The organism is Serratia sp. CY76391 (assembly GCF_052166695.1).
In the GTDB taxonomy this organism is placed as follows: Bacteria; Pseudomonadota; Gammaproteobacteria; order Enterobacterales; family Enterobacteriaceae; genus Serratia; species Serratia nematodiphila.
Genome location: NZ_JBJNOJ010000001.1, coordinates 1,241,433 through 1,264,858, shown reverse-complemented (window position 1 = coordinate 1,264,858; position 23,426 = coordinate 1,241,433). Strand labels below are relative to the sequence as shown.

At 60.8% G+C, this 23,426-nt stretch carries 20 protein-coding genes; 15 read left to right on the top strand and 5 right to left on the bottom strand.

From position 1 onward, the window contains the following. Window positions 1–41: 41 nt before the first annotated feature. The gene (locus ACJ8PN_RS06415) at window positions 42–749 is read right to left on the bottom strand and encodes a hypothetical protein (protein WP_442534724.1); all 708 of its coding nucleotides are present in this window, start codon (window positions 747–749) and stop codon (window positions 42–44) included. Between the two features lie 283 nt (window positions 750–1,032). Then, window positions 1,033–1,917 (bottom strand): protease HtpX, encoded by an 885-nt coding sequence (gene htpX / locus ACJ8PN_RS06410; protein WP_004931482.1) that lies wholly within the window; start codon window positions 1,915–1,917, stop codon window positions 1,033–1,035. A 369-nt stretch (window positions 1,918–2,286) separates the two neighbouring features. Here htpX and ACJ8PN_RS06405 point away from each other — a divergent pair, with 369 nt between their 5' ends. Genes ACJ8PN_RS06405 through ACJ8PN_RS06380 form a run of 6 tightly spaced genes read left to right on the top strand, consistent with a single transcriptional unit; the run spans window position 2,287 to window position 8,130 of the window. Then, complete coding sequence (locus tag ACJ8PN_RS06405) at window positions 2,287–3,378, top strand: ABC transporter substrate-binding protein (RefSeq protein ID WP_442534723.1); 1,092 nt, start codon at window positions 2,287–2,289, stop codon at window positions 3,376–3,378. Between the two features lie 2 nt (window positions 3,379–3,380). Continuing rightward, the gene (locus tag ACJ8PN_RS06400; RefSeq protein ID WP_442534722.1) at window positions 3,381–4,421 is read left to right on the top strand and encodes a FecCD family ABC transporter permease; all 1,041 of its coding nucleotides are present in this window, start codon (window positions 3,381–3,383) and stop codon (window positions 4,419–4,421) included. Beyond that, on the top strand, window positions 4,418–5,203 hold the full coding sequence (locus ACJ8PN_RS06395) for an ABC transporter ATP-binding protein (RefSeq protein ID WP_442534721.1): 786 nt from the start codon (window positions 4,418–4,420) through the stop codon (window positions 5,201–5,203). Before ACJ8PN_RS06400 ends, ACJ8PN_RS06395 begins: the two co-directional genes overlap by 4 nt. Continuing rightward, on the top strand, window positions 5,191–5,988 hold the full coding sequence (locus ACJ8PN_RS06390) for a nicotianamine synthase family protein (protein WP_351107684.1): 798 nt from the start codon (window positions 5,191–5,193) through the stop codon (window positions 5,986–5,988). The genes ACJ8PN_RS06395 and ACJ8PN_RS06390 overlap by 13 nt, the downstream gene beginning before the upstream one ends. Beyond that, window positions 5,981–7,288 carry an opine metallophore biosynthesis dehydrogenase gene (locus tag ACJ8PN_RS06385; RefSeq protein ID WP_411261338.1) on the top strand — a complete coding sequence of 436 codons (1,308 nt, stop codon included), beginning with the start codon at window positions 5,981–5,983 and terminating at the stop codon, window positions 7,286–7,288. Before ACJ8PN_RS06390 ends, ACJ8PN_RS06385 begins: the two co-directional genes overlap by 8 nt. Next, entirely contained in the window at window positions 7,285–8,130 is an 846-nt protein-coding gene (locus ACJ8PN_RS06380) for a DMT family transporter (RefSeq protein ID WP_004931494.1), read from the top strand. Before ACJ8PN_RS06385 ends, ACJ8PN_RS06380 begins: the two co-directional genes overlap by 4 nt. A gap of 69 nt (window positions 8,131–8,199) precedes the next feature. Here the strand turns inward: ACJ8PN_RS06380 and prc are convergent, their stop codons facing one another. The 3 genes from prc to ACJ8PN_RS06365 form a co-directional block, all read right to left on the bottom strand. Beyond that, window positions 8,200–10,248, bottom strand: coding sequence for a carboxy terminal-processing peptidase (prc, locus tag ACJ8PN_RS06375; RefSeq protein ID WP_015377670.1), 2,049 nt, complete (start codon window positions 10,246–10,248; stop codon window positions 8,200–8,202). Between the two features lie 19 nt (window positions 10,249–10,267). Beyond that, complete coding sequence (proQ, locus tag ACJ8PN_RS06370; RefSeq protein ID WP_442534720.1) at window positions 10,268–10,978, bottom strand: RNA chaperone ProQ; 711 nt, start codon at window positions 10,976–10,978, stop codon at window positions 10,268–10,270. 96 nt (window positions 10,979–11,074) lie between these two features. Beyond that, on the bottom strand, window positions 11,075–11,572 hold the full coding sequence (locus ACJ8PN_RS06365; protein ID WP_004931498.1) for a GAF domain-containing protein: 498 nt from the start codon (window positions 11,570–11,572) through the stop codon (window positions 11,075–11,077). A gap of 255 nt (window positions 11,573–11,827) precedes the next feature. Between ACJ8PN_RS06365 and yebS the strand changes: the two genes are divergently transcribed. The 9 genes from yebS to ACJ8PN_RS06320 all read left to right on the top strand — a co-directional run bounded on the left by yebS (window position 11,828) and on the right by ACJ8PN_RS06320 (window position 23,314). After that, window positions 11,828–13,075 carry a membrane integrity lipid transport subunit YebS gene (yebS, locus tag ACJ8PN_RS06360; RefSeq protein ID WP_411261340.1) on the top strand — a complete coding sequence of 416 codons (1,248 nt, stop codon included), beginning with the start codon at window positions 11,828–11,830 and terminating at the stop codon, window positions 13,073–13,075. Further along, window positions 13,044–15,674: a PqiB family protein gene (locus ACJ8PN_RS06355; protein ID WP_351107672.1), complete on the top strand. Its 2,631-nt coding sequence runs from the start codon at window positions 13,044–13,046 to the stop codon at window positions 15,672–15,674. The genes yebS and ACJ8PN_RS06355 overlap by 32 nt, the downstream gene beginning before the upstream one ends. 102 nt (window positions 15,675–15,776) lie before the next feature. Further along, on the top strand, window positions 15,777–17,213 hold the full coding sequence (gene rsmF, locus ACJ8PN_RS06350) for a 16S rRNA (cytosine(1407)-C(5))-methyltransferase RsmF (RefSeq protein WP_442534719.1): 1,437 nt from the start codon (window positions 15,777–15,779) through the stop codon (window positions 17,211–17,213). 271 nt (window positions 17,214–17,484) lie between these two features. After that, complete coding sequence (locus tag ACJ8PN_RS06345; protein WP_015377665.1) at window positions 17,485–18,024, top strand: Csu type fimbrial protein; 540 nt, start codon at window positions 17,485–17,487, stop codon at window positions 18,022–18,024. Window positions 18,025–18,026: 2 nt separating this feature from the next. Beyond that, window positions 18,027–18,530, top strand: a complete 504-nt coding sequence (locus ACJ8PN_RS06340) for a Csu type fimbrial protein (RefSeq protein ID WP_033633239.1) — start codon at window positions 18,027–18,029, stop codon at window positions 18,528–18,530. A gap of 5 nt (window positions 18,531–18,535) precedes the next feature. Next, window positions 18,536–19,084, top strand: a complete 549-nt coding sequence (locus ACJ8PN_RS06335) for a Csu type fimbrial protein (RefSeq protein WP_162837984.1) — start codon at window positions 18,536–18,538, stop codon at window positions 19,082–19,084. A gap of 24 nt (window positions 19,085–19,108) precedes the next feature. Continuing rightward, entirely contained in the window at window positions 19,109–19,873 is a 765-nt protein-coding gene (locus ACJ8PN_RS06330) for a fimbrial biogenesis chaperone (RefSeq protein ID WP_171453866.1), read from the top strand. Between the two features lie 67 nt (window positions 19,874–19,940). Then, window positions 19,941–22,361: a fimbria/pilus outer membrane usher protein gene (locus ACJ8PN_RS06325; protein WP_442534718.1), complete on the top strand. Its 2,421-nt coding sequence runs from the start codon at window positions 19,941–19,943 to the stop codon at window positions 22,359–22,361. 20 nt (window positions 22,362–22,381) lie between these two features. After that, on the top strand, window positions 22,382–23,314 hold the full coding sequence (locus tag ACJ8PN_RS06320; RefSeq protein WP_004931514.1) for a Csu type fimbrial protein: 933 nt from the start codon (window positions 22,382–22,384) through the stop codon (window positions 23,312–23,314). Window positions 23,315–23,426: the final 112 nt, after the last annotated feature.

Genomic DNA, 23,426 nt, shown 5'->3' with positions numbered 1-23,426 from the left:
TGCCTGAGCCGGGCCACGTCGAGTGCGATGCAGGCCTGGCGTCAGTCGCCGCTCCTCAAAGGGCTGCGGCCTTGTCGTAGACACGCTAAATAGGCGTCGTCATCCGGATACCAGCCAACAATGCGTTGGCCGTCGTTATCCACCCCCTCGAAGCCCTTCAGTAAGCCAGGGGCGAACATGCGCTTGATCAGATCTTCGGCCTGAGCGCTGTCGATGCGGCAATCGCAGCGCGTGTTTCCGTCAACCTGAACGAAGTTCTGCAACGAAGCGAGACACCGCGCATCGAGATCGCCATGGACATGGATAAACTCCCCCGTCTCTACCAGGGTGAGCGCGGTCAGATCTCCCCCCACCACGAACGCACCGTCGTTTCCTGAGCTGCAATAGGCATGGCGTATGCGGACATCATCACGTACGACCAGTCCGCCCCAGCAAATCAGCGTATCCGCCTGCAGCCGCCCCAGCACAACAATGCCGCCGTCCTCGCGCTGCGGCGATACCGCCAGGCATCCTTCCACGATCATATCGCCGTCCACGATCAGGTAATCGTAATCGTGGCTATCGTGCTCGTCGGGGAAAAATGCCGGGAGGTGAAGATCGCCTGAATGCCAGCGAATAGCTGGCCGTTCAGCATCGTCATCATGCCGGTTGAACAGTTCCGCAACCGCATCGGCGATACCGCCTGTCAATTCCGCCAGGCGCGCCGGTCGCTCATCACCGTTGAGCAAGGGAAGGTGGTTGATTTTCATAGGGCCTCAGGGACAAATGTCATTGCGCCAAAGCATATAACATGCGCTTCCAAAGCCAAACAGCCGGTCGTCACTCAGCCAGGATGCGGCTTACCCTCTTTCATGGTCGTCTCGCTCCGCGGCGGTAATCGCACAGAGAGGCCGACAGGCGTTATTCGAAGGCGGGCTTTATGGACTCGGGGGGTTCTTGCACCGCGTTAACCCCCGTCGACGCTGAAAAAGCGGTTCAGGCATGCCATAAAAAAACCCCGGCAAGCCGGGGTTTTTCATTTCATTCAGCCGATTACTTCAGGTACTGGCCGGTACGCAGCGCTTCGATACGCTTGTCGAGCGGCGGGTGCGACATGAACAGCTCGCTGAACGACTTGGATTTGCCGTTGATGCAGAACGCCATCATGCTGCCCGCTTCCTGCGGTTCATAGCTGGTTTTCAGACGCTGCAAGGCGGCGATCATCTTCTCGCGGCCCACCAGTTTGGCGGAACCGGCGTCGGCATAGAACTCGCGGTGACGCGAGAACCACATGGTGATGATGCTCGCCAGGATGCCGAACACCAGTTCCAGCACCATCGATACGGCGAAGTAAATCATCGGGTTGCCGTTGCCTTCCCCTTCGCCATCCCCGTCGCGGTTGCCGAGGAAACCGGCGGCGACCTGCGCAATGAGGCGCGAAATGAAGATCACGAAGGTGTTCACGATGCCCTGAATCAGGGTCATGGTCACCATATCTCCGTTGGCGACGTGGCTGATTTCGTGCGCGATGACCGCTTCCGCTTCGTCACGGCTCATGCTCTGCAGCAGGCCGGTGCTGACGGCGACCAGCGAGGCGTCGCGGCGGGCGCCGGTGGCGAAGGCGTTGATGTCCGGCGCGTGGTAGATAGCGACCTGCGGCATGGCGATGCCCGCCTGCTGCGACTGACGGCGCACCGTTTCCAGCAGCCAGTTTTCGGTTTCGTTACGCGGTTGTTCAATCACTTCCCCGCCGACGGAGCGCAGCGCCATCCACTTGGACATCAGCAACGACACGAAAGCGCCGCCGAAGCCGAACAGACCGGCCATGATCATCAGGCCCTGAACGCTACTGGATTGGATTCCTGTCAGGCTGAGCACCAGCCCGAAAACCAACATCACCGCCAGGTTGGTGAGCAGGAACAGAGCTATACGCATCATAAAATGTTTACTTCCTCATAAATGTTAACAAAACGCTGTCCAAGATACCCTAGATCGTATGGGCATTCGTCACAGTTTCAAGAGTCGCGCGCCATTAACCTACTAAAAATACGAAACTTTACAAAAACGACGCGCGACCGGGATTTGGCAAATTGTAAACGATTGTTGCGCAAGGCGGAGGGATTTTGCAGAAAAATTTCTTTGCCCGCACGCCATGACAACGAGAAACGTTATCCTCACGCTTTATAGGCCAATATCCGCTCGGCGCGCTTCATCATGCCCCGCCTGATTCAGCGGCGACGAAAGTTTGAATCTCGCGATTAATTGTTACATTATAACATCACAATTAATCGTAAAGGGATGTCAATCATGTTATCGCGTATCGTCTGGATGCTGGCGACGTGGCTGCTTTTCTGCCAGGTCGCGCACGCGGAAATTCACCTCACCGACGTTGAAGGACGCCAGGTTACCCTGGCCGCCCCCGCACAGCGCGCCTATATCGGCTTTTACTACGAAGATTTTCTGGCGGTGAACGGCCCGGAGAGTTATCAACAGGTCGTCGCCTTCTCCAAAAGCGACTGGGCGTTGCGCGCCAGCCAATGGGCGCGCTATCAGGCGGCGCTGCCACGGCTCGCTCAACTGGTCGATGTCGGTTCGCTCTATAACCAGAGCTTCGATTTTGAACGCCTGCTGACCACGCGGCCAGACCTGCTGATCCTGGCGAAGTGGCAGCTCGACGGCTTCGCCAACTTCCTGCCGGTGCTGCAACGGCTCAACATTCCTTACATCGTCGTCGACTTCAATCAGGGCGTTGAAGTCAAGCTCGCCAGCATCCGGTTGATGGGCCAGGCGATGGGCCACGCCGAGCGAGCGGAACGGCTGGCCGACGAATATCGCCAGAGCCTCGAAGATACCCGACGGCGCATCCGCCAGGCGCAGCTGCCGCCGCCGATCACCTATATTGAACTGGGAGACAAGGGCCCCGGCGAATACAGCAGCAGCTATGGCGCCTCGATCTGGGGGCCGCTGCTGCAGTTGGCCGGCGCCGACAATATCGCCGCCGGCGTCGTCGGCAGCCCTTCCCCCTTGCGCGCCGACTATGTCCTGACCCAACGGCCCGAGGTGATTTTTCTCGCCGGTGGCGACTGGGAAAACATGCCGAACGCCGTGCCGATGGGCTACGGCACGCAGGCCGCCCCCCTACAGACGCGCCTGACGCAATACGCCCGGCGGGCGGGATGGCCGCAGCTGCCGGCGGTAAAAAATCAGCGTCTTTATGCGCTTTACCATGGCGGCGCGCGCACGATATACGATTTTATCTTTGTCCAGTATCTGGCGAAAGCGCTCTATCCCGCCGCGTTTGCCGATGTTGATCCCGCGCGCAATCTGGCGCAGTTCTACCATCAATATTTGCCGATAGAGGCGGACGGCGTCTTCTTGCAACGCTGGCAAGGAGAATAACCGTGGCCCACACAGGACGTGCGTTTTTGCGACGGCGCAGGCTGCGCCGCGGGCTATTGACGCTGGCGCTGCTCGGCGCGCTGCTGACGGCGACCGCCATCGATCTCACCGTCGGCGCCGCGCAACTTGGCCTCACGGATATCGTGCGGATGCTTTGGCCCGGCTCTGCGCCTGGCAACGAGCTGCATCAGGTGGTTTTCTGGTCGATTCGCTTGCCGATGACGCTCACCGCCCTGGTGGTCGGCGCCAGCCTGGCGCTGGCGGGCCTGCTGATGCAGACCGTGCTGGCCAATCCCCTCGCCAGCCCCTATACGCTGGGGATCTCCGCCGCGGCGGGGTTCGGCGCGGCGCTGGCGATCCTCACCGGCTTCAGCCTGGGCGGCGCGTGGGCGCTGGGCACGCCGCTGCTGGCTTCGCTGATGGCGTTGCTCGCCTGCGTGCCTATCTATCTGCTGGGACAACGCCGCGGCATGACACCGCAAATATTGGTGTTGAGCGGCATCGTGGTGCTGTTTTTCTTTCAGTCGCTGCAATCGCTGCTGCTGTTTCTGGCCTCGCCGGAAGCCATGCAGCAAATTGTCTTTTGGCTGTTTGGCAGCCTGCTCAAAGCCAATATGCACGGCGTGGCGATCACCGGCGTCGTGTTGCTGTGCGCGCTGTTCGTCAGTCTGCGGCTCGCCTGGCGGCTGACGGCGCTGTCCGCCGGCGAAGAGCAGGCCCAGGGGCTGGGTATCAATGTCAGCGCCTTGCGCAAGCTGGCCTTTCTGCTGGCGACCTTGCTGACGGCCGCCTCGGTCTCGTTTGTCGGCACCATCGGGTTCGTCGGGCTGATCGCCCCGCATTTCGCCCGCTTTCTGGTGGGTGAGGATCAGCGCTACCTGATCTGCATTTCCGCCCTCTGCGGCAGCCTGCTGCTGCTGTGCGCCTCGATCGTCGCCAAGCTGGTGATGCCGAACGGCGTGGTGCCCATCGGCATCGTTATAGCCCTGATCGGCGTACCGGTGCTGTTTTACTTCGTCACTCGACAGGTTAAACGCCCATGACTCAACTGACCCTCACCCGCGTCGGCGTCTCGCTGCATCGCCGCTCGCTATTGGCAGACGTTTCATTGAGCTGGCCGGAGGCGCAGCTCGGCGGCATCATCGGCCCCAACGGCGCCGGCAAATCAACGCTGCTCAAAGCGATTAACCACATGGTGCCATGCAGCGGCGAGATCGCTTACCGCGAACGCCCTCTCGATCCGAAAACCAGCCGTATCGCCTATGTGCCGCAGCTTAATCGCTGCGATTCGGCATTGACCGCTTTTGACATGGTGCTGCTGGGCAAGGTACGCCAGTTGAGCTGGCGCGTCAGCGCCGCCCAGGCCGATGCGGTCGAGCAGGCGCTTACGGAATGCGGCATTTCCGCGCTCGCCGATCGCCCCTTCAACCGTCTCAGCGGCGGGCAGCGGCAGTTGGTGATGCTGGCTCAGGCCTTCGTCTCTCAGCCGCAGATCATTTTGCTCGACGAGCCCACCAGCGCGCTGGATATCCACCACCAGCTGCGCGTGCTCAATCAGATCGCCGACTACGGCCGGCGCCACCGCTGCATCACGCTGCTGGTGATCCACGATCTGGGGCTGGCGCTGCGCTATTGCCACTCACTCACGCTGCTCGCGCACGGACGCGTCGTTTGCCACGGCGATACCCATCAGATGATGGGACATCCGATGGTGTCTCGCGTATTTGGCGTCGGCATCGAAAACGGCGTCAGCCCGCAGGGCTACCCCTATCTGCTGCCGACACAGCTGTTACACGCACACGGAGAATCCCCATGTACACTCTGACCAAGGCGGACATGCTGGCGCAACTCGCCGGCTTGCAACAGGAAATTCACCAGCTTCACCGTTCCGCCCGGCAAGATCGGCGCCATTTTTCCCTGCTGGAACGTCGTTTCAGCCGCCTGCAGGCCTTTAACGACGAACCGCAGCTGCAGGCCTATCGTCAAAAGCTGGAAAACGACCGTTTGATAACGGCGCAGATCACCCAACTGCGGGCGACAGCCAACGCCGCGTTGTGCGACTACGAGAAACATCGCGTCTCGGCGCTGTGCCGGGAACCGGCGCAAACCAACGCCTACCTGAACAGTTTCGACCGCGCGCTGCAGCTGGAGATCGCGGCCGCCGACATTAAACCCGGCGAACGGGTGCTGCTGGTGGGCAGCGGCGCATTGCCCACCACGGCGCTGGCGCTGGTCGCCAGGCTCTCCGCCACCGTCATTTGCTACGATTGCGATCCGGCGGCCCAGCGTTTTGCCCGCCGGCTCACGCGCCACCTGGGGCTGGTGCAGCAGATGCCCTGCATCGACAAGCTGAACGGCCTGACGCGCAACGATATCGATCACATCATCATCGCCTCTCTGGTGGCGGACAAGCAGGGTTTGCTGAAGGCGCTGCGGCCTTTGCTGCCCCAGTGCGGCAAATTGCTGGTGCGCTATGGCAACGGCCTCAAGTCGATCTTCAACTGCCCTTACCACCACCAGGCCGCCGGCTCACCCTGGCGCGTCAGCGGTAAACCGCTCGCCACCCCGCTGTACGATCTGTTGATTTTGGAGCCCCACCGCCATGAATAATGCCTTTCCCACCCTGATCCTCGGCGCCGGCCCGGCGGCGATCCAACTGGCTGCGGACATCAAGGCCGCGGGCAATGCGCGCATCGGCCTGTACAACCGCCCCAGCGAAAAAGGGCGCCGCCTGAAGCAGCATCTGGCGCACACGCCCAGCCTGTGGCTGACGGGTGCCGGTAAGGCGCAGCGCACCCAAGACGATGCGCAGGTGACGATTGATCGCTATTACGATGATCTGTCACTGGTCGGCGGCGACTGGCACCGACTGATCCTTGCCGTCCCCGCCGATCAATACCATGACGTGCTGCGACAGGTGCCATGGGCGGCGTTGCCCCAACTGCGCTCACTGATCCTGCTCTCTCCTTCCATCGGTTCCGGCCTGATGGCGCAAAGCCTGCTGCAGGACGCCGGACAGTCCCACGTCGAGGTCATCAGCCTGTCGAGTTACTACGCCGATACCAAGTACCAGAACGCCGAGCAGCCTTACCGCGCCTACACCAAGGCGTTCAAGCAGCGGATTTATCTGGCCGGCGCAGGTGCAAGGTCAGACTGCGCCGAACTCGACTGGCTTTGCTCGCTGCTGGCGCGTCACGGCATTGACGCCCAACGCGGCGACAGCCTGCTCGCCGCCGAGCGCTTCAGCATCACCAATTATGTTCATCCTCCGCTGGCGCTGGCCGATACCACGCTGCAGGCGATATTCCAGCCGCAGGGGCCGATCCAGTATCTGTATAAAACCCACCCCGAGGGCCCCATCTGTCCCGAGGCGATCGCCGACATGCTGGCGCTCTCGCAGGATTACCAGCAGTTGCTCAACCGGCTCGGCATCGAGGCCATTAACCTGCTGCGCTTTTTGAATGACGACAACTACCCGGTTCCACCCCGCATGGTGAGCCGCCGCTGGATTGACCAATTCCCGCAGCTCGCGCCGACAGAGCAATGCTATGCGCTGTTTACGCGTTATACCGCGCTGCTGGTCGATCCCTATTCCGAGCCGGACGCGCAGGGCCGCTACTATGATTTTTCCGCCGTCAGAGTCGCCCGCGTCTTCCAGGATGCCCAAGGGCGCTGGCGCCTGCCGCGCGTGCCGCAAGAGGACGTGCGCAAACTGCGCGTCCTGGTCTTGCTGGCGCAGCGGCTTGACGTCGAGATGCCCGCCGCCCAGCGTCTGTTGGCGCGCTTTCAGCAGGCGCTGCAGCGCTTCGTCACCCGGATCGGCGCCGAGCATTGCCATCGTTCGTTGCTGGACGATACCTGCGGCGAGCAGGCGGACATCATTTACCGACAATGGCGGAGGCAAGCATGAATCAGGGTGCGTTACTGGCCATTTTTGCCTCGTTGATTTTCAGCGTCATGAACGCGCTGGTTAAAACCATCTCCGACGCTATTCCCACCGGTGAAATCGTGTTCTTTCGCAGCAGCATCGGCTGTCTGCTGGTTCTGCTGCTGATGTACCGCCACCGCATCGCCTTCAGCCGCGTAGACCGGCCGCTGCTGGTGTTGCGCGGCACCATGGGCGGGCTGTATCTCATTTGTTATTTTTACAGCATCGCCCATCTGACGCTGGCCGACGCCAGCATGCTGGCCTATCTGTCACCGTTTTTCTCCATTTTGCTCTCCTTGCTGGTGCTGCGTGAACGGGTCAACGCCAATACCGCGTTTTGGCTGGCGATGGTCATCATCGGCGCCGTGCTGCTGGTGCGGCCGTGGCACTTCTCGGCCTATACCCTGGCGTCGCTGGTCGGTGTGATGAGCGCGGTGTTCGCCTCGATCGCCTATCTGTCGGTCAACAAACTCAGCAAGCGCCACCATAACTACGAGATCGTGTTCTACTTCCTGTTCATCGCAACGCTGATCTCGCTGCCGCTGATGTGGAACGCATTCGTTTGGCCCAACGCCTATCAGTTCGCCATTCTGCTCGCCATCGCCCTGGTGTCGCTGTTGGGGCAGGTCGTCTTAACCCAGGCCTTTTCTTCCGATAACCTGATCGTGGTCTCGGTGGTGCGCTATATCGGCATCGTGTTCAACATCGCCTGGGGTTGGCTGTTCTGGCATGAGATCCCGCTGCTGCTGTCGCTGTTCGGCTGTCTGCTGGTGGTGGTTTCCTGCATTCAGCTCGGGCTGCGTCACCGCAAGAAACCGGCTTAAGCCGGGCTTGCCGCAACCCCAAAAAAAAACGCACCCGAGGGTGCGTTTTTTACAGGCAAAGCCGTGGCCTTATTTGGCCGGCGTTGGCTGCTGAGCAGGCTGATCCTTTTCCAGATGAGCCAGGTCCAGCGCGATATGCACGGTTTCATCCAGGTACGGATCCGGCTCCTGGTAATCCTTCGGCAGATCGTCGAGCGATTTCAGCGGCTTCTTACCCGCGCGCTCCAGACGCTCGTTGATGCGTTTCAGACGGGTCGCATCGTCATCGTGGTTCTCTTTCTCGCGCACCGCCAGATTGAGGGACACGATATTGCGTTTATCCTTCAGCGCCTTGTAATGCGCGATATCCTGCGCGATGTACTGGAACTCCGGATTCTGCGCGATGCGCTGTTGGTGATCTTTCAGCAGTTCCGGCTCGAACGGCGCCATATCGCCGGTCTTGCTGTAGGTCGCCGCATTGATGCTGTCCCACGGCATGGCGTTGTCTTCAAACGCTTCGCCGGTTTCCGCCGGATCGACGCCGGTCGGCATCAGAATATCCGGCGTCACGCCCTTGCGCTGAGTGCTGCCGCCGTTGACGCGGTAGAACTTCTGGATGGTGTACTGCACCGAACCGAGCGCCGGCCACTCAGGGCGCAGCATCTGGTCGTAGATGCGGTTCAACGAACGGTACTGCTGAACGGTGCCTTTACCGAAGGTCGGTTCGCCGACGATCAGCGCGCGGCCGTAATCCTGCATCGCCGCCGCGAAGATCTCGGAGGCGGAGGCGCTGAAGCGATCGACCAGCACCACCAGCGGGCCTTTGTAGTAGGTCACGCCGTCGGTGTCGGCGTCTTCACGCACTTTGCCGTTGTTGTCGCGTACCTGCACCACCGGGCCGCTCGGAATGAACAGGCCGGACAGCGACACCGCTTCAGTCAGCGCGCCGCCGCCGTTGGTGCGCAGATCGATGATCACGCTCTTGACGTTCTGCTTGGCCATCTTCTGCAGCTGCACTTTCACGTCATCGGTCAGGCCGACGTAGAAGCCAGGGATGTCGAACACCGCCACCTTCTCTTTGCCGACGGTCTTGATGGTCATTTTCACCGCGCGGTCTTCCAGGCGGATGCGCTCGCGGGTCAAGGTGACCACGCGGGTTTTGGTGCCCTTGCCGGCCGGCAGGATCTCCAGGCGCACCTTGCTGCCCTTCGGCCCTTTGATCAGCGACACCACGTCGTCCAGACGCCAGCCGATCACGTCCACCATCGGTTTGCCGGCCTGGCCGACGCCGACGATGCGATCGCCTACGGTGATCGCCTTGCTCTTCGCCGCCGGGCCGCCCGGCACCATCGAGTTGATCAGGGTGTAGTCATCATCCATCTGCAGCACCGCGCCGATGCCTTCCAGCGACAGGCTCATCTCGGTGTTGAACTGCTCGGTATTGCGCGGAGACAGATAGTTGGTGTGCGGATCGATTTCATGCGCAAAGGCATTCATCGCCAGCTGGAAGACGTCTTCGCTGTTGCTTTGCGTCAGGCGCTTGATGGCGAACTGATAGCGTTTGGTCAGCGTGTCGTGGATTTCTTTGTCGGTCTTGCCGGTCAACTTGAGGTTCAGCTCGTCATAGGTGACTTTCGCATCCCACAGGCTATCCAGCTCAGCCTTGTCTTTCGGCCACGGCGCTTTGCTGCGGTCGAGATCGATAGTGCCGTTGCCGGTGAAGTTCATCGGCTTGTCCAGCAACGACAACGCATAGGTATAACGCTCGAAACGGCGTTTCTGCGCCAGATTGAACAGCGCGTAGAAGGTGTCCAGCTTGCCGGTTTTCAGCTCTTCGCCAACCTGATTGCGTTTGCCGGCGAACTGTGCCACGTCGGCAGCCAGCAATACGTTATGGTTGTAGTCCAGCATGTTCAGGTAGCGATCGAAGATCTTGCCTGAAAACTCCGCGTCAAGGGCGAACTGGCGGTAATGAGAGCGAGTGAAGCGCGAGGTAACGCGCTCACTCACCGTAGCGTGCTGGGGTTCCTGTTGCAGTTGGGGCAGTTGGCCGATGCGGATGTTGGCTGTTTCCGCGCCGTAACTGACACCCGCCCACAGCAGCCCTGCAATCGCTGTTAATCTGACGAATTTGTTCATGCCTGGGTTGGCCTCCGTATCAGAACTGCAAGTGTTCTGCGCGCACAATCATCGCCAGACCGGAAGAGAGCTGCACACGTACGCCATCTTTAGCGATTTCGAGTACGGTAGCATCCATCGCGCTCTTGCCTGCTCTGACTTTGATTTCCTGGCCAATTTGCAGTTTAGAGATATCCGTGACTGGCGCATAACGCGGCTGGCTTTCCTCTTTGGCTGCACGAGGTTGGCGAGCGGGCTGTGGGTGAGTTTGTGGGCGCGGCTTGCGGTTTTCCGGCGCGGCTCCGCCTTCGCGACGTGCAGCGGGCTTTTTACCGGCTGGACGCGGACGGCGTGGCGCAGCTTCGGCGGATTCACCGGCGGCTTCACGTTTTTTGGCGTTTTGTTCGGCACGCTGTGCCTGAACGCGCGCTTTGGCTTCTTCAAGCTGCTGGCGAGCATGATCGACATGCTGCTGTTCCAGTTCACCGCACGGATTGCCGTCCAGATCGACGCGCTGCGCGCCGACTTTAACGCCGTACAGGTAACGCCAGCTTGAGGTGTACAGGCGCAGGGCAGAACGCAATTGCGTTTTGCTGAGATTCTCTTCCCCCTGCACGCGCTCTACCAAATCCTGAAAAATACCGATTTTCAGCGGACGAGCTTCGCCTTCGGCGCTAAAGCAGAGCGGAAAACGCTCGGCAAGAAAAGCAATGACTTCTTTACTAGAGTTCAACTTAGGTTGATTTTCCATGAAATTTCCTGATTACAACGGTATTGCCAACAAGCCACAGGCATGAACAGGCGTCATTATAATGACGCCATCGGTAATTGCCACGTTAACCGTCGATCAACTTGCCGCCACAGTCACATATTTCGCACTGTCGCACTGCTCCAGTTGCTCACAAAGCCCCGCCACCACTGCTTTCAGGCCCGCTTCGTCCCGTTCGTCGAAGCGTTGATAAACCGTGCTATCGATGTCCAAAACGCCGATCACCCGGCCGCCAACCGCCAGCGGCAGCACGATTTCCGCGTTGCTGGCCGCATCGCAGGCGATATGGCCCGGGAACGCATGCACGTCGCCGACGCGCTGCACGCGATTTTCCGCCACCGCCGTGCCGCACACGCCCTTGCCCACCGGGATACGCACGCAGGCGATCTTGCCCTGGAACGGCCCCAGCACCAGCTGAGCGCCATCCATCAGATAGAAACCGACCCAGTTCACGTCATCCAGACGCTCGTTGAGCAAGGCGCTGGCGTTGGACAGCGCCGCGATAAAGTTGGTCTCCCCGCCGAGCAACGCGCTCAGATCACGTTTTAATTCCGCGTAGAATTGTTCTTTTGTCATGTGATAACCATTGAAACAGTGAAGATGGCCAGAAGCCCAAAGCTTAGGCCCTATAAAATAAGCATTAAATGCGTATAGCCACAAGGTTAATCATCTGTTGCTTCACAAAACCCCGTCGCTCGGGGTATGTTTGCCGCTCAGAATCCCGGTTTACCTCGTTTTACCGTCCGGCGCCCGATCGCCGGTGACGCGGCCGGTTTATTTTTCAGCTACGCTGACAGTTCCGGCGGGCTCAAGGGCAGCTACTTGTCAAAAATGAAAATACACGCGATCACCGCCCCCCTTTCCAAAGCGCGCCACCAACGCTGCTGCGAGTGCGATCTGCTGTTCATGCTGCCGCCGCTCAGCGGCAATCAGGCCGCTTATTGCCCGCGCTGCAACGCCAAGGTGGTGCACGGCCGCGACTGGTCGATGACGCGTCTGACCGCCATGGCGATCACCATGCTGCTGCTGATGCCGTTCGCCTTCACCGAACCGCTGATCAGCATCCGCCTGCTCGGCACGCGCATCGACGCCAGTTTGCTGGAGGGCATCTGGCAGATGAGCCGCCAGGGCGATCCGCTCACCGCCAGCATGGTGGCGTTTTGCACCATCGGCGCCCCGCTGACGCTGGCGCTGTCGTTGCTGTACCTGCGCTTCGGCCACGCGCTCGGCATGAACCTGCGCCCGGTGCTGCTGATGCTGGAGCGGCTCAAGGAGTGGGTGATGCTGGACATTTATCTGATCGGCATGGCGGTGGCGGCGATCAAGGTGCAGGATTACGCCGACATCCAGGCGGGCAGCGCGCTGATCGCCTACCTGTCGCTCACCCTGCTCAGCATCCTGACGCTGATCCACGCTAATCTGGAGCAGCTGTGGGAGCGTTACTATCCGCAGGAACAGCCGGACGGACCGCCGGCGGCGCTGCATATTTGCCTGTCCTGCCACTATACCGGCTACCCTGACGCGCGCGGCCGCTGCCCGCGCTGCCATGTGCCGATGTGCCACCGCCAGCCCTACAGCCTGCAGAAAACCTGGGCGGCGCTGATCGCGGCGATGATCCTGCTGATACCGGCCAACCTGCTGCCGATTTCCATCATTTACGCCAACGGCGTGCGGATGGAAGACACCATCTTCTCCGGCGTGGTCTCACTGGCCACCTCCGGCAACGTGCCGATCGCCGCCATCGTGTTCATCGCCAGCGTGCTGGTGCCTTTTACCAAGGTGATCGTGCTGATCACGCTGTTGCTGAGCATCCACTTCAAAACCTCGCACAGCCTGAAGACGCGCATTCGTCTGCTGCGTCTGGTCACCTGGATCGGCCGCTGGTCGATGCTCGATCTGTTCGTTATCGCCTTGATGATGTCGCTGGTAAACCGCGACCAGCTGTTATCTTTTACTATGGGACCGGCCGCGTTTTACTTTGGCTCGGCGGTCATTTTGACTATTCTTGCCGTTGAGTGGCTCGATAGCCGATTGATTTGGGATGCACATGCAACAGGAAACGCCGACTACACCGACTGAAGCGCGGGTCAAGAACAAACGCCGCATTTCACCGTTCTGGTTACTGCCGTTCATCGCCCTGCTGATCGCCGGGTGGCTGGTCTATAACAATGTCCAGGAACGCGGCACCACCGTCACCATCGATTTCCAATCGGCAGCGGGCATCGTCGCCGGCCGCACGCCGGTGCGCTACCAGGGCGTTGAGGTCGGCACGGTGCAAAAAATCAGCCTGAGCAAAGATCTGCGCAGCATCGTGGTGGAAGCCAGCATCAAAAGCGATCTGGAAGACTCGCTGCGCGAAGGCACCCAGTTCTGGCTGGTGACGCCCAAGGCCTCGCTGGCCGGGGTATCCGGGCTCGATGCGCTGGTCGGCGGCAACTATATCGGCATGATGCCCGGCAGCGGCAAGGAGCAAACCCACTTCACGGCGCTCGATACCCAGCCGAAGTACCGCCTGAACACCGGCGAGCTGATGATTCACCTGCACGCCGACGATCTCGGCTCGCTCAACAGCGGCTCGCTGGTCTATTACCGTAAAATCCCGGTCGGCAAGGTGTATGACTACACCATCAGCGAAGGCAACAAGGGCGTAACCATCGACGTGCTGATCGACCGCCGCTTCGCCAACCTGGTGAAGAGCAACAGCCGCTTCTGGAACGTTTCCGGCTTCAAGGGCGATTTCAGCCTGTCCGGTGCCACGGTGCAGATGGAGAGCCTGGCGGCGCTGGTCAACGGTGCCATTGCCTTCGATTCTCCGGCCGATGGCCAGCAGGCCAAGGGCGATCAGAGCTATACCCTGTATCCTGATCTGGCCCACAGCCAGCGCGGCGTCAATATCCTGCTGGATCTGCCGAGCGGCAACAGCCTGAGCGAAAACCGCACGCCGCTGATGTACCAGGGGCTGCAGGTCGGCACCCTGACCAAGCTGACGTTGCAACAGGACAGCAAAGTGGTCGGTGAACTGACCATCGATCCTTCGGTGGTCGATCTGATGCGCAGCGGCACCCGCATCGTGATGCGCAGCCCGCGCATCAGCCTCAACGACGCCAAGCTTAGCCAGTTGCTGACCGGCACCACGCTGGAGCTGGTACCGGGCGAAGGCGAGCCGCAGCAGCGCTTCAACGTGCTGGACAGCAGCGAAACGCTGTTGCAACAGCCGGGCGTGTTGACCGTCACGCTGACGGCGCCGCAAAGCTACGGCATCGACGTCGGGCAGCCGCTGGTGGTGCACGGCGTGAAAGTCGGCCAAATCCTGAGCCGCACCTTGACCGCCGGCGGCGTGGTGTTCACCGCCGCCGTTGATGCGCAATATCGCGGCCTGCTGCACAAAGACAGCAAATTCGTGGTCAACAGCCGCCTCGACGTCAAGCTGGGCATCGACGGCATGGAAGTGCTTGGCGCCAGCGCCCAGGAGTGGGTAGACGGCGGCGTGCGCATTATTCCCGGCAGCAAGGGGGAACCTGGCGGCCAATACCCGCTGTACGCCAACAGCGAAAAAGCCGAGGAAGGCATCGTCGGCAACGCCCCTTCCACCACCCTGACCCTCAGCGCCACCAGCCTGCCGGACGTGCAGGCCGGCTCGGTAGTGCTGTATCGCAAATTCCAGGTGGGCGAGATCGTCAACGTTCGGCCGAAGGCCAACGAGTTTGAGGTGGATGTCTACATCAGCCCGGAATACCGTAAGTTGCTGACCCGTGAAAGCATCTTCTGGGCCGAAGGCGGCGCCAAGGTGCAGCTCAACGGCAGCGGCCTGACGGTGCAGGCTTCACCGCTCAACCGCGCGCTGAAAGGTGCCATCAGCTTCGATAATCTACAGGGCGTGACGCTGAACAAGGGTGCCAACCGCGTGCTGTACGCCAGCGAAACCGCCGCCCGCGCGGTGGGCAGCCAAATCACGCTGAAAACCTACGACGCCAGCAAGCTGTCGGCGGGTATGCCGCTGCGCTACCTCGGCATCGACGTCGGCCAGGTAGAGTCGTTGCAGCTGGCGCCGGAGCGCAACGAAGTGTTGGCCAAGGCGGTGCTGTATCCGGAATACGTGCAGACCTTCGCGCGTCTCGGCAGCCGCTTCTCGATCGTCTCGCCGGAGATCTCTGCCGCCGGCGTCAGCAATCTCGATACCCTGCTTCAACCTTATATCAACGTGGAGCCGGGGCGCGGCCGCGAGCTGCGCACCTTCGAGCTGCAGCAGGCCAGCATCACCGACTCGCGCTATCTGGACGGCCTGAGCGTGGTGCTCGACGCCGCCGAAACCGGCTCGCTGCAGATCGGCACGCCGGTGCTGTTCCGCGGCGTGGAGGTCGGCACCATCACCGGTTTCTACCTTGGCGCCATGTCCGACCGGGTGCACGTCGCGCTGCGCATCAGCAAGAAGTATCAGCATCTGGTGCGCAACAACAGCGTGTTCTGGCTGGCGTCGGGTTACAACCTGCAGTTCGGCCTGACCGGCGGCGTGATCAAGAGCGGCACCTTCCAGCAGTTCATCCGCGGCGGTATCGCCTTCGCCACCCCGCCGACTATTCCGCTGGCGCCGAAAGCGACGCCGAACAAGCACTTCCTGCTGAATCCGGAAGAACCGAAGGACTGGAAAACCTGGGGCACCGCCATTCCGCGCGATTAACTTTCGCGTTTCCCTCAGGGCCCGGCAATGCCGGGCCCTGTTTTTTTCCGCTTTGTGATAAACTCTCGCCCTTGTCTTTATTGCACCCTGAGAGTTCGCCCCGTGGCCAAATCCACCGCCGTTTTTCTGCCCCCCGCTTTCCTCGACGCCACTCGCGCCATCATGCCCGCCGAGCTGGCGATGGAAGATTTTATCGCCGCCTGCCAGCGCCCGCTGCGCCGTAGCCTGCGCGTCAACACGCTGAAAATCAGCGTCGCCGACTTCCTGGTGCTGGTGCAGGATTACGACTGGCGACTGGAGCCCATTCCCTGGTGCGCGGAAGGGTTCTGGATCGAACGTGACGATGAGGAACTGCGCCTCGGCAGCGCGGCCGAACACCTGAGCGGCCTGTTTTACATTCAGGAGGCCAGTTCGATGCTGCCGGTCAGCGCGCTGTTCGCCGGCGACGCGGCGCCGAATCGCGTGCTGGACGTGGCGGCGGCGCCGGGCTCCAAAACCACCCAGATCGCCGCGTTGATGGGCAACCAGGGCGGCATCGTCGCCAACGAATACTCCGCCAGCCGGGTGAAAGTGCTGCACGCCAATATCAGCCGCTGCGGCGTGAAGAACACCGCGCTGACCCACTTCGACGGCCGGGTGTTCGGCGCCGCGCTGCCGGAGAGCTTCGACGCCATTCTGCTCGATGCCCCCTGCTCCGGCGAAGGCGTGGTACGCAAGGATCCGGACGCCATGAGCAACTGGTCGCCGGAAAGCGTGACCGAAATCGCCGCCACCCAACGCGAGCTGATCGACAGCGCGTTTCATGCGCTGGCGCCGGGCGGCGTGATGGTTTACTCCACCTGCACGCTCAATGCGCAGGAAAATCAGCAGGTGGTGCGTTGGCTGCTGGACACCTACGGCGACGCGGTCAGCGTCGAACCGCTGGGCGAGCTGTTTCCCGGCGCCGACAAGGCATTGACCGCCGAAGGTTTTCTGCACGTCTTCCCGCAGATTTACGACAGCGAAGGGTTTTTCGTCGCCCGTCTGCGCAAACAGCACGCCGTAGCGCCGTTGGCGAAGCCGACCTATAAAGTCGGTAAGTTTCCGTTCAGCCCACTGTCCGGCAAAGAGGCGGCGCTGGTCGCCCAAGCCGCCGCCGCATCCGGCTTAACCTGGGGCGCTGACAGCCGGCTGTGGGAGCGCGATAAGGAAATCTGGCTGTTCCCGGCCGAGCTGGAACCGCTGTTCGGCAAAGTGCGCTTCTCGCGTATCGGCCTCAAGCTGGCGGAGCGCTTCCCGAAAGGTTTCCGTTGGCAGCACGAAGCAGCGATCGCCCTCGCGGGCGCTGACGGCAAACAGCATTTCGAGCTGGACGCCGCGCTGGCCCAGGAGTGGTATCACGGCCGCGATCTCTATCCGCAGCAGCCACCGGCGGGCGACGAGTGCATCGTCACCTATCAGGGGCAACCTCTGGGCATCGCCAAGCGCATTGGCAGCCGTATCAAGAATAACCTGCCGCGCGAGCTGGTGCGGGATGGCGCACTGGATTTCCACCTGTAAACAATACCGCGCCGGGGAATGCCCCCCGGCGATAAAATAACGCTAATAATATTCCTATCTCCGTTCGTTATTATTCTAATCATTTCACTTTATCGGTATACCTCGCCTGAAAGCCCCGCCAGCCGGGGAGTGAGAATAATAAGTTTCTCGTTTTCATCAAGACAATTCCCGATTCTTATTCTATTAATTAAAGTGCAGCTAAATGAATACGTTCAACCCACCTCTGGGTGGCGTCTTTGCGGGCTTTCTCTCATACGGCAAGGAATATAAGATGAAAAAAACTCTGATGGCATTGACCTCGGTAGCAACCCTGCTGTGCGCCAACGGCGCGGCTAACGCAGCAGGCACCATTCAAGGCACGTTAGGCGTGACGCTGACCATCGGCGCCGGTTGCGTCGTGGGAGGCGGCAACAGCAGCGGTTCCGTCAACGACTTCGGCTCCATCAGCTTCGGCACTTACTCTTCACTGGCCAACATCATCGACGCCAGCGCCACCGGCGCAGGGGGGGCCGGTACGCTGTCATTGACCTGCACCACCGGCACAGACTACACGGTGGCGCTGGACAACGGGCTCCACGTCACTTCAGGCACCCAACGCCGCATGGCCAGCACGGCAGGCGCATTCATCAGTTATAACCTGTACCAGGATGCCGCACGCACCACCGCCTGGGGCAGCGGCGCCAACGCGCGAACCGGCACCGGCACCGGCGCCGCCGTTCCGCTGATCGTCTATGGCCGCGTACCGGCGGCCGGATCTACCCCGGCGGCGGACACCTATAACGACACCGTCACGATGACGGTCACCTGGTAACGGTGCGGCGCGCGCTTTGCTGCTGCGGATTATGGGCGTGCAGCCTGTTGGCGCAGGCCGACAGTAAAACCGCGACCCTCGGCGTCAGCGCGACCTTGCTCAGCGCCTGTGAGGCCGGTAGCAGCTCAGGTGGCAACGTCAGCTTCGGCACGCTGAATTTCGGCACGCTGTATTTTCTCAGCACCGCAACCAGCGTCGCCGGGCAGCAAAACGCCGGCGCCATTCGGGTGAAATGCACCAACGGCACCAGCTACAGCGTTCTGCTTGGCGGCGGGCAAAGCGGCAATACCGCTGCCCGCTACCTGCAAAGCGCGGCAGGCCAACGGGTGAATTACAACCTGTACACCAACGCCGCCCACAGCACCATTTGGGATAATCTGACGGGCGTGTCACAAACCGCCAACGGTACGGACAACTGGCTGCCGGTCTATGGCATGATCCCGGCGCAGTCCACGCCCCCGACAGGCAGCTACACCGATACGGTACAGGTCACGATCAATTGGTAATGACGATGCGCGCTTCCATTTGCGGTTTGCTGTTCTGCCTGCCGCTTTCCCCGGCCCAAAGCGATACCGGCGTCAACGATTTGACCAAAAGCCAGCCGTTCACCGTCAATGCAACCGTGGTAAAAGGCTGCGTATTGGGCAGCGGCGTCAGTGACGTGACCACCTTCGGCACCCTGAACTTCGGCCAGTTGTCCTCGCTGAGCAACGCAGTCAGCATCGTCTCCAGCAGCGGTGCCGGTTCGGTGCTGTTTCGCTGCAACCCGGGGCTGAGCGTTACGCTGGCCCTCGGCGTCGGCAATCACGTGACCGGATCCATCGCCGGCGGCAGAAAATTACAAAATGCCGTCACGGCGGAAACGCTGCTGTATCAACTTTATCAAGACAGCAACTACGCCACCCTTTGGGGAGATGGCGCCAACGGCGGCGCGGCGCAGACCGTCGCCGCCACCGGCAGCACGCAAGAAATCAAGGTTTACGCCCGTCTGTTTTCGACCAGTACCCTGCCCACCAGTGGCGTTTACAGCGATACGGTCTTGTTGACGGTCACTTATTAAGTTTTTTGCAATAAGGATTGAGTTATGCGCATACCCTTCCGACTGCCGTTAACGGCAGCCTTGCTCCTGGCAAGCCAACAGCACGCCCTGGCCGCGGCTTCCATTCTCATTTGGCCGATCGATCCGGTGATTGAAGATCAACAGCAGGCCACCGCGCTGTGGCTGGAAAATCGCGACAGCAAACCGGTCTATATGCAAATTCGCGTGCTGGGTTGGCAGCAAACCGCCGGCAAAGACGATTACAGCAACCAAAGCGACGTGATCGCCAGCCCGCCGGTGGCGTCGATCGCGCCAGGCAAACGCCAACTGATACGCCTGATCAAACAGTCGGCCCCGGCGGCGGGACAGGAGCGCGCCTACCGCATTTTGGTCGATGAAGTGCCGGTGAAAGAACCAGCGTCGAGCGCCGCTCCCGGCGGCGCGGAGATGGGGCTGAAATTCCAGATGCGCTACTCGGTGCCGCTGTTCGTCAGCGGCAAAGGCATTTGGACCAAACAGGACAGCGAAAAACCGCGCGATTACGCGACCGCCAGCCAACCCCAGCTCAGCTATCGTCTACAGCAGCAAAGCAGCGAACGCTGGCTGGAGGTGCGAAACCAAGGCGCAGTGCATGCTCGTATCTCGAAAGTGACGCTGCAAGGCCGCAGCCTGAATCCCGGCCTGATGGGATACGTGCTGCCCGGTTCACAGATGCGCTTCGCCTTGCCGCCCGCCGGCGGTTTCAGCAGCGGCAAGCTGATGGCCACGGTCAATGACAACAAACAGCCCGTAGCCATTCCGTCTTATTGAGGCCCAGGTGCAGCCGACAGGGAGGCTATCGACGCGGCGCTTCAGCCTTAAGCCGCTGGCGTGTGCCATGCTGAGCATGGCGGCCGGCGGCTGGCTGCCGTTTGCGCTCGGCGACGATCTGCCGCCGCCGCCCAGCGCCGTCAGCATGCCGGACACCACGCTGTATCTGGAGCCGGTCGTCAACGGGCGCCAAACCGGCAACGTCGTGCCGGTCAACTACCGCGGCGGCCATTACTACATGACACCCCAACAACTGCTCGACGCCGGGCTGCCGGTAGCGGATAAACAGGCGAAAGAAATCGCCGTCGATCGGCTGGAGAAGGTGGATGTCAGCTACAGCGGCGAGAGCCAGCAGTTGCTGATCAACGTGCCCAACGACTGGTTGCCGCAGCAAACCATCGGCGCCCGTTCACCGTTGCAGCACTTGCCGGCGCAAAGCAGCCTCGGTTTGCTGTTCAACTACGACATCTACGCCAGCCAAAGCAACGGCAATGGCCGGCCGGGCTACCTGTCGGCGTGGAGCGAACAGCGCCTGTTCGACGGGTTCGGCGTCGTCGCCAACACCGGCATCTATCGCAGCGGGTTTAACGGCGGGCCAAACGACGATGGCGGCCGCTATATTCGGTACGACAGCTACTGGCGTTTCAACGATGATCAACGGATGCTGAGTGTGATCGCCGGTGACCTTACCACCGGCTCGCTCCCCTGGAGCAGCGCCGTGCGCATCGGCGGCTTGCAATTGGCGCGCAATTTCGCGGTGCGCCCGGATCTTATCACCTACCCGTTGCCGCAGTTTTCCGGCCAGGCGGCATTGCCCAGCAGCGTCGATTTATACATCAACAGCTATAAAAACAGCACCACCAACATTAATCCCGGGCCGTTTACCCTCAACAGCGTGCCCTACATTAACGGCGCGGGTCAGGCCACCGTCGTCACCACCGACGCCCTCGGCCGCCAGGTCAGCACCACGGTACCGTTCTACGTGGCCAGCAACCTGCTGCAGACCGGCATGAGCGATTTCAGCATTTCTACCGGCTTGCTGCGACGCAACTACGGGTTGAATTCTGCCGATTACGGGCAATGGGTAGGCAGCGCCAGTTTACGTTACGGCGTCACTGATTGGTTAACCCTGGAAGGGCGCGCCGAAGGCGCAGCCGAGTTGGCGGTCGGCGGCGGCGGCGCAGACATTCGCGTCGGACAATGGGGGGTTCTCAACGCGTCCTACAGCGTCAGCCAGGCCGGCGACGACGCGTTTAACGGCGGCCGGCCGATACCATCCCCCACGTATTATGACCCGCTGACCGGCAGGCCGTTGCAGCAGCCAGATCCTCAGCCCGTCTATCGCTACACCGGCAACCACGGCGATCAAAGCAGCTTTGGCTACACCTACAGCAACCCACGTTTCAGCCTCAATGCGCAACGCATCCTGCGCAGCGCCGATTTTGGCGACATTTCCGTGTATAAAAGCGACTACCGTCTGAGCCGTCGCACCGATCAGTTGACCGGCAGCGTCAGCCTGGGCCGGCTAGGCAGCCTCGGCGCCGGTTATTTTGACGTTCGCGACGCCATCGCTCAACGGACCCGCCTGGTGAACCTGTCCTACAGTGTGTCGCTTTGGCGCAACAGCAGCCTGTACGCCTCCCTCAACCGGGAAATCGGCAGCAGCGGTTACAGCGCCCAACTGCAGCTCTCCATTCCGTTTGACAGCTGGGGCACGGCCAGCCTCAGCGCCGCGCGCGACAACAACAACCGCTGGAGCGAACGCGTCAGCTACAGCCGCGCCGCGCCGACCGATGGCGGTTTCGGCTGGAATCTGGCCTACGCCAATAACCCGAGCGGCGGCGATTACCGCCAGGCGGATCTGACCTGGCGAACCCGCAGACTCGAAGCCCGAGCGGGCGTATACGGCACCCGCGATGAAACCAACCACTGGGGCGAAATCAGCGGTTCGCTGGTGGCGATGAACGGCGGCGTATACGCCACCAACACCATCAACGATGCCTTTGCGCTGGTGTCCACGCAAGGATACGCCGACATTCCGGTGAGCTATGAGAACCAGCCGATCGGCAAGACCGATGCCCAGGGCTATTTACTGGTGCCGACCGTCACCTCTTACTACCATGCGAAATTCCAGATTGATCCGCTTAGTCTGCCCGCCGACGTCGCGCTGCCAACGGTGGAAAAAACCGTCGCCATTCGCGATCACAGCGGTTTTCTGGTTGAGTTCCCCATCCAACCCATCTCCGCCGCCGACGTCGAACTGGTTGACGAGCAAGGCAAACCGCTGGCCAACGGCAGCCAGGTGGCGGTGGTTGGCGGCAATCAGCAAAGCTATGTCGGTTGGGACGGCATGACCTATATCGACCCGGTGCAACAACACAATCGTCTGAGCGTGATCCCGGCCGACGGCAGCCCGCCGTGTCAGGCGGAATTCAGTCTGGCGAAGCCTCAGGGCATCCAGCGCGTCGGCCCGGTTGTCTGCCGCTAATTCAACGACGGAGAGTCACTATGTTTCGGGGATTGAAAGCCTTATTGCTAACCCTCTCGCTGCTGCTCTGTCAGCGCGCATTCGCCGACTGCGCCACTACCAACGGCACCGTCACCTTACCGGGGAGCAGCTCTTTCGTGGTCTACAACGGGCAGATCAACGCCCAGGGCACTGCCGGCCTCAACTGCACCGGGCTCGGGCTCAGTTTACTGTCGCAAAACACCGTCACGGTCAAAATCGCCTCCACCACCAACAATATGGCGGTTGCCAACACCGACGGTTCCGGCGATAAAATCGCTTACCTGATCTACCCCGACGCCAACTACCAATATCCTTACAGCATCGGCCAAACCATCGACTACAGCTCGCTCAACCTGCTGTCGCTGATCCTGATTTCCTCCAACGTCAACTTTCCGCTGTATATCAAAACCACCGCCGGCGCCAACGTGCGCGCAGGAACCTATACCGACAGCATCAACCTGATCTGGAATTACCATATTTGCGGTCTGGGCGTGCTCGGCCTGTGCGTTTGGTGGGACGGCGTCGACAAACCCAGCACGGTCAGCGTCAGCGTCACCATCACCAAAGATTGCCTGATCGGCACCGCGCCCAACGTCAATTTCGGCAGCATGGCGTTGGTTGGGCAGTTCAATCCTGTCAATCAGAGCATCACCCTGACCTGCACCAAAACCGAGGGATACAACACCTATTTCACCAACGGCAATAACCCGGTCACCGGTTGGCGGCGCATGAAAAGCGGCACCAGCAACTTCATGCAGTACCAGATTTACTTGCCTAATACGACGACCGTTTGGGATAGCACCAACAAACAGAGCGGCGCCGGCACCGGGCTGGCGCAAAGCATCCCGTATAAGGCGGCGGTCAATGCGGCGCAGACGGAAGTGGCGGTCGGCAGCTATCAAGACAACCTCAGTTTTGTGGTGGAGTACTAGGCGTTGTGTTTTGCCGGCGTGGAAATTGTTTCCAAAATGTAATTTTTATGTGGCATTTTTTGCTCATTTGGCTATGCTCTTACCGATGACCGAACTGGTCTAACCTCCTACC

Coding starts and splice junctions, on each gene's coding strand:
- ACJ8PN_RS06415 (WP_442534724.1), bottom strand. CDS start 749: ATGAAAATCAACCACCTTCCCTTGCTCAACGGTGATGAGCGACCGGCG.
- htpX (WP_004931482.1), bottom strand. CDS start 1,917: ATGATGCGTATAGCTCTGTTCCTGCTCACCAACCTGGCGGTGATGTTG.
- ACJ8PN_RS06405 (WP_442534723.1), top strand. CDS start 2,287: ATGTTATCGCGTATCGTCTGGATGCTGGCGACGTGGCTGCTTTTCTGC.
- ACJ8PN_RS06395 (WP_442534721.1), top strand. CDS start 4,418: ATGACTCAACTGACCCTCACCCGCGTCGGCGTCTCGCTGCATCGCCGC.
- ACJ8PN_RS06390 (WP_351107684.1), top strand. CDS start 5,191: ATGTACACTCTGACCAAGGCGGACATGCTGGCGCAACTCGCCGGCTTG.
- ACJ8PN_RS06385 (WP_411261338.1), top strand. CDS start 5,981: ATGAATAATGCCTTTCCCACCCTGATCCTCGGCGCCGGCCCGGCGGCG.
- ACJ8PN_RS06380 (WP_004931494.1), top strand. CDS start 7,285: ATGAATCAGGGTGCGTTACTGGCCATTTTTGCCTCGTTGATTTTCAGC.
- prc (WP_015377670.1), bottom strand. CDS start 10,248: ATGAACAAATTCGTCAGATTAACAGCGATTGCAGGGCTGCTGTGGGCG.
- proQ (WP_442534720.1), bottom strand. CDS start 10,978: ATGGAAAATCAACCTAAGTTGAACTCTAGTAAAGAAGTCATTGCTTTT.
- ACJ8PN_RS06365 (WP_004931498.1), bottom strand. CDS start 11,572: ATGACAAAAGAACAATTCTACGCGGAATTAAAACGTGATCTGAGCGCG.
- yebS (WP_411261340.1), top strand. CDS start 11,828: ATGAAAATACACGCGATCACCGCCCCCCTTTCCAAAGCGCGCCACCAA.
- ACJ8PN_RS06355 (WP_351107672.1), top strand. CDS start 13,044: ATGCAACAGGAAACGCCGACTACACCGACTGAAGCGCGGGTCAAGAAC.
- ACJ8PN_RS06345 (WP_015377665.1), top strand. CDS start 17,485: ATGAAAAAAACTCTGATGGCATTGACCTCGGTAGCAACCCTGCTGTGC.
- ACJ8PN_RS06335 (WP_162837984.1), top strand. CDS start 18,536: ATGCGCGCTTCCATTTGCGGTTTGCTGTTCTGCCTGCCGCTTTCCCCG.
- ACJ8PN_RS06330 (WP_171453866.1), top strand. CDS start 19,109: ATGCGCATACCCTTCCGACTGCCGTTAACGGCAGCCTTGCTCCTGGCA.
- ACJ8PN_RS06325 (WP_442534718.1), top strand. CDS start 19,941: ATGCTGAGCATGGCGGCCGGCGGCTGGCTGCCGTTTGCGCTCGGCGAC.
- ACJ8PN_RS06320 (WP_004931514.1), top strand. CDS start 22,382: ATGTTTCGGGGATTGAAAGCCTTATTGCTAACCCTCTCGCTGCTGCTC.